The sequence below is a fragment of the Bradyrhizobium sp. CCBAU 45394 genome, assembly GCF_028128655.1.
Taxonomy (GTDB): Bacteria; Pseudomonadota; Alphaproteobacteria; order Rhizobiales; family Xanthobacteraceae; genus Bradyrhizobium; species Bradyrhizobium diazoefficiens.
On record NZ_LBIX01000108.1, the window covers coordinates 1 to 5,861 of the forward strand.

Annotated in this window: 1 protein-coding gene, 4 pseudogenes and 1 other annotated feature; of the genes and pseudogenes, 4 read left to right on the forward strand and 1 reads right to left on the reverse strand. The window is 60.6% G+C overall.

Features of this window, described 5'->3' with window-relative positions:
• Positions 1-156: 156 nt before the first annotated feature.
• From WN73_RS12255 to WN73_RS12265, 3 genes and pseudogenes are all read left to right on the forward strand, one after another.
• Positions 157-1,091, forward strand: a pseudogene (locus WN73_RS12255) (IS3 family transposase); the annotation flags it as partial.
• Positions 441-557, forward strand: a sequence feature (AL1L pseudoknot). Its footprint overlaps the pseudogene before it by 117 nt.
• Before the next feature lie 46 nt (positions 1,092-1,137).
• A complete protein-coding gene (locus tag WN73_RS12260) occupies positions 1,138-2,511 on the forward strand; it encodes an IS30 family transposase (RefSeq protein WP_430649859.1) in 1,374 nt (457 codons plus the stop codon).
• A gap of 37 nt (positions 2,512-2,548) precedes the next feature.
• A pseudogene (locus WN73_RS12265) lies at positions 2,549-2,851 on the forward strand (integrase core domain-containing protein); the annotation flags it as partial.
• A 423-nt stretch (positions 2,852-3,274) separates the two neighbouring features.
• Here the strand turns inward: WN73_RS12265 and WN73_RS12270 are convergent.
• Positions 3,275-3,863, reverse strand: a pseudogene (locus WN73_RS12270) (branched-chain amino acid ABC transporter substrate-binding protein); the annotation flags it as partial.
• Between the two features lie 1,240 nt (positions 3,864-5,103).
• Between WN73_RS12270 and WN73_RS12275 the strand changes: the two are divergent.
• A pseudogene (locus tag WN73_RS12275) lies at positions 5,104-5,861 on the forward strand (aminotransferase class I/II-fold pyridoxal phosphate-dependent enzyme); the annotation flags it as partial.

Genomic DNA, 5,861 nt, shown 5'->3' on the forward strand with positions numbered 1-5,861 from the left:
TCACTCTGGCCAACGCTCAACTGTCCAGTTCAGCCCAATTCGGCTTATTAACGATCGACTGGATCAACGGAAGCATGTGGGACTGCAGATCGTCGAACAGTCGCCTTGAACCGCCCCGGGTTTGCCGGAGGCTCCAACTCCTGAGAGGATGGAGCCATGACGAGCAAGACAACGAACAAGTTTTCAGCCGAGGTCCGGACCCGAGCGGTTCGGATGGTTCTGGATCACGCCGGCGAGCACCCGTCGCGCTGGGCGGCAGTGACGTCGATCGCGGCCAAGATCGGCTGCACGCCGCAGACGCTGCATGACTGGGTCAAGAAGGCCGAGGTCGATAGCGGGCAGCGGGCCGGCGTTCCAACCGAGATGGCCGAGAAGCTGAAGGCGCTCGAACGGGAGAACCGCGAGCTTCGGCAGGCCAACGAGATCCTGCGCAAGGCAAGCGCCTATTTTGCGATGGCGGAGCTCGACCGCCGGTCCAAGCCATGATCGCCTTCATCGACGATCATCGTGGGGCGCATGGGGTCGAGCCGATCTGCAAGGTGTTGCCGATCGCCCCCTCGACCTACCACGCCCATGTGGCCAAGCGGCGCGATCCGGCCAAGTTGTCGGTACGCGCCAAGCAGGATGCCAGGCTGAAGATCGAGGTTCGGCGTGTGTTCGAGGAGAACTTCTCCGTCTATGGCGCGCGCAAGGTGTGGCGTCAGCTCAAGCGCGAAGGCTTCGATGTTGCCCGTTGCACAGTCTCGCGATTGATGCGGGACATGGGTTTGCAAGGGGTGATCCGCGGCAAATCCGTCAAGACCACGATCAGCGACAAGGCTGCGCCATGCCCGCTGGATCACGTCAACCGCCAGTTCAAGGCGACAAGGCCGAACGTTCTCTGGCTCTCCGACTTCACCTATGTCGCGACCTGGACCGGCTTTGTCTACGTCGCCTTTGTGATCGACGCCTATGCCCGCAGGATCGTGGGCTGGCGAGCCTCGCGCACGGCGCATGCAGGCTTCGTGCTCGATGCTCTGGAGCAGGCACTGCACGATCGACGGCCGGTCCATCGCGGCGGCCTCGTGCACCATAGCGACAGGGGTAGCCAAGGCGGATTCAAGCGGTCGTCGCAACACTCCGAGGTTGGAGGTTGCGGTGAACATTCGAAAGCGGCGATCGGCACGATCAGGACGAGCGCCATTGCCATCGCCAGGGCGGCCGTCTGCTGCAGGGCGCGACGAACAGAATAGATTCTGGCGGGCGATCGCCAGCGGGCTGAGCAGCGAAGAGGCTGCGCTCGAAGCAGGAGTGTCGCAACCTGTCGGTACCAGATGGTTCCGAAAGGCGGGGGGCATGCCACCAGCGATGTTCAGATCTTCGGCCAAGCCGCTCTCTGGGCGGTACCTCTCATTGGTAGAGCGCGAGGAGATCGCACTCCTCAAGGTGCAGGGTCATTCCATACAGGAGATTGGGCGCCGCCTCGCGCGGGCTGCCTCGACAATCTCCCGTGAACTGCGGCGCAATGCGGCCACCCGCAGCGGCGGGTTGGAATACCGGGCGACGACTGCCCAGTGGCATGCAGATCGATCGGCCTGTCGTCCGAAGCTGACCAAGCTTGCGCTCAACACCACCTTGCGCACTTATGTGGAAGAGCGACTTGCCGGTGTCGTCGTGGCTCCGAGCGGCACTCCCGTTCCTGGTCCCGCCGTTCCGTGGAAGGGCCGCCGGCATGGGCCGCGCAAGGATCGGCGATGGGCCAAAGCCTGGAGCCCTGAGCAGATTGCCCGACGCTTGCCGATCGACTTCCCGGACGACAAGACGATGCGCATCAGCCACGAAGCTATCTATCAAGCCCTCTTCGTTCAGGGCCGTGGGGCGCTACGCCGCGAGCTGACGGCCTGCTTGCGAACAGGGCGTGTGTTACGGACGCCAAGAGCGCGCGTACGCAGGCGAGGCAAGGGCTTTGTCTCGCCAGAGATCATGATCAGTGAGCGCCCCGCTGAAGCGGCCGATCGAGCCGTGCCGGGACATTGGGAGGGAGATCTTATCCTCGGTCTTGGCAGCTCGGCAATCGGCACGCTGGTCGAGCGCACGACGCGCTTCACGATGCTCTTGCACCTTCCACGGTTGGCGGGGCATGGCGAAGCTCCGCGCGCGAAGAACGGGCCCGCCCTCGCGGGACATGGGGCCGAAGCCGTGCGCGACGCGATCACGCGCACCATCATCACTTTGCCCGAAGAGCTGCGCCGCTCGCTAACCTGGGATCAGGGAGCCGAAATGGCACAGCACGATCGTCTCAAGATCGATGCGGGTATCCAGGTCTACTTCTGCGACCCGCAAAGCCCTTGGCAGCGTGGCACTAACGAGAACACCAACGGTTTGTTGCGGCAGTACTTCCCGAAAGGCACTGACCTGAGCATCCACAGCGCCGACGAGATATCCGCTGTGGCAGCGGCCCTCAATGCCCGACCGAGAAAGACACTGGGTTGGAAAACGCCCGCGGAGGCGCTTGACGACTTACTATCATGAGTGAAAATAACTGGTGTTGCGACGACCGCTTGAATCCGCCCAATACGTCTCGATCAAATATACCGAGCGCCTGGCTGAAGCAGGCGTGGAGCCCTCCGTCGGCAGCGTTGGAGATTCCTATGACAATGCTCTCGCCGAAACCATCAACGGTCTCTACAAGGCCGAGGTGATACATCGGCGTGGGCCATGGCGCAGCTTCGAGGCCGTCGAGTTCGCTACCCTGGAATGGGTCGATTGGTTCAACAACCGAAGGCTCCTTGAGCCCATCGGCAACATACCGCCGGCCGAAGCAGAGCAACGCTACTACGCCATGCTGGAACAACCCGCCATGGCGGCATAACTTAAACCAAATGGCCTCCGGCAAACCCGGGGCGGTTCACCTCATCTGCCGACCGCTCAACGATTTGCATTCGTCAAGCCTGACGAGCTCCATTGAGTCAAACCCGCGAGGCCTTTAATCCCGCAGGAGCGGCTGAGCATCGATCGGAAGTAAAGATAAACGGTCAGCTATGTACGCGATGCTCGCCATCTCTGCCGAATGCCAACCCCGCTTGCGCCGATCTCCACAATCTTCTTTGCCACAATTTCGGAGATAGGGTCGTCTCGATCAACTAGGCAAAACGAGCGCAGGAGCCGCGCATAGGCCGAGCTCAGGCATTCAATTTCGTCCGGCGGCAACTTGCTGCCCTGGAGCACTCGATCGATCGGCATTGATCACCGCCCCCGGGGATGCGCCAGCTTTGATGCGTCGGACCAAGATGCGTCAGAACGCGCTCGGGTTAGTCTCGCTATAGCTGCCCTTGTCGTCCCATCTATAAACGACATAGTCGAGCTGCTTGATGTCACCCTTGGCATTGTATTCCGGTTTGCCGATCACCGTGTCCCAGGACCCCGCTTTAATCGGTGTCCATCACCTTCCTCGGATCGTGGTGCCGAGTTTGGCTGCGGCTTGCGTCCGGACCTGCCAGCAGCGAAAGTATAGAGCGTGTAGCCTTCGGGGTCGATATTCCCGGATCTGAATTTATTGACGATCGCAGCCGTCGTCGGTTTCTTGCGCAGGTCGCGTCCTAAGGTGAAGAACGTAGCTGCGCCGGTTATCGAGGCATATTCCTTGTCAGCCAACGCGTCGCTCGAAATCAGAACGTCCTTCAGTCCTGATCGCGCGTCTGGCGCAAGATGAGGCCCGCCGACATCGACGAGGTCGATATCGTCTCGCTTCAGGCGCGAGACGATCGCATTGAAGTCCTTGTCGTCCTTGTTATAGGACTCGTACATCTTCTCGATGATGCCGGCCTTGTTGAGGGCCTTCTTCGTCTCGTCGGCAAGCCCTTACCATAAGTCGTCTTGTCATCAGAATGGGGATGTTCTTGCTGTTCACTGAACTCCCGCGCGTCTCCCGACTGCTATGCGCAACACGACCTGATCGGGCTCCATCGCCAGGTGTGCCGGTGCAAATAGCGAAAATATTGTACTAAAGGGACGGATGCGCGCCGGTCTTGCGATTGCATGCAATCTCGAGCGGCGCGCATGCGGGGTTGTGGTGAGAACAGCCACACCTTCGATCTCGTCGATGTGAGCCACATCCTTGGGCGAACGAGACGATGTAACGAAGCATGGATGCGAAGCTGGTGTCGCAAATCTGTCAGATAACTATCGTGAGATTGGCCGCATCGCAATGCTGGTGCGGCTGCCGTGACGCGCGGCAAGACGGCCGGTGGTTAGGCATGCCGAAACTGGAAATCTTCTCACGCTCGCTCCGGTACGCACCGTACGGTTATGATACGATCAGATCACTCTCGCTGAGAGAGTGTGCGTTTGTCCGGTCAGTACGAAGGTTGCGCGCGCATGCCGAAGCGCAATCTGCCAAATAACCATGCGGGGGAGGAATCGGCCGCACCCGGTTCCTTCTTCCGGCGCGTCTTTGGAAAGGCCCTTAGGCGCAAAGAACTGGGGCGCAGGTGTCTCCGCGTGGCGCTGGCATCAAGTTGTGCAGCGGGGGCATCACCGGCACGGGCGAGCGTGTCGAGGGTGGCCTCGGCATGCTGGTTCTGCCTAACCGTCTATCCTATGGAATGGCGTCAAGCATGTGCCGTTTGGTGGCGTTGAGAGATGTGATTGCGCTTGGTCGCGACATGCACCCCAGCAGGGACTTGTTTTCCGGACGGCAGTAAATGACGGATGGCACCGGCGGCTCTCGGCTTCTTTTCGCCAGCGCGCGATGAATCTTCCTGCAAATGTGTCGCGCGCCGGTGATAAGCAAGTTTCTGCGACGAAAGCTCGATCGCGCGCTGTCGCGGGGGCGGGATCGTTGATCAACGGACACGCTGTGACCTGCCAAAATCAAAACCGAAGTGCGATCACCTACGTAATCGAAGCACTCCAGTCGCCAATCATGGTGGCGATTAATGGGCGCGCGCCTGGCTGCAGTTATGCCTCCGTCGGAGCGGGAAAAACGTGCAGGCCGCGCATCGTGCTAGTTGATGGGAGACGGTTGCGTCCGACCGCCTTGAAAGAGTGCACGGCGGATCCTTCATCTTCTTTTTGTAGCCATCACAGTCGTCTCACGATTGATGGCATTGGGCGGATTGAGCAATGTACCCAACCCATATAGGCAAGCTTAACAGCTATGCCGAGGCCCTGGAAACCTTGGGAGGAGACGCTCGACTGCGCGGCCTAATGCCGCGCGCAGGGATTGATTTTGCTTCGAACGATTATCTGGCCTTGGCGAGCGCGCCGCGTATGAAAAAGGCTCTGTTCACCGCGCTTGAGGCCGGCACGCCTATCGGAGCTGGTGGGTCACGGCTGCTGCGCGGCAACTGCGAGGAGCACGAAGCTCTCGAAGCCGAGGCGGCGCAGTTCTTCCGATCGGAGACAGCGCTGTTTTTTGGCGGCGGTTATATCGCAAACGTCGCTGTTCTGACGACGCTGCCGCAGCGGGCGATCTGCTCGTTCTCGATTCGCTCGTGCACGCCAGCATTCATTAAGCCGCGCGAGCGGGTCGAGCCAAGTTTCGGATAAGCGCCCACAATGATTTACAGTCGGTTGAAGATAGGATTAGCGACTGGCGCGCCAAGGGCGGAATGGGGCGCATCTGGATCGTGGTGGAGAGCCTCTACAGTATGGACGGTGACTTCGCGCCGCTTAAAGATCTGGTCGCAATAGCCGAGCGCTACGAGGCGTTCCCAGTCGTGGACGAGCCCCATGCCACAGGCGTTTACGGCGAGCAGGGCCGGGGGCTCACCGCTTCCTATGAGGGGCGCGAAGATCTGGTGGTGATCCACACTTGCGGGAAGGCGCTGGGCGCGGCGGGCGCGCTTGTCACTGCTTCCGGCGTATTGCGCGGCTTCATG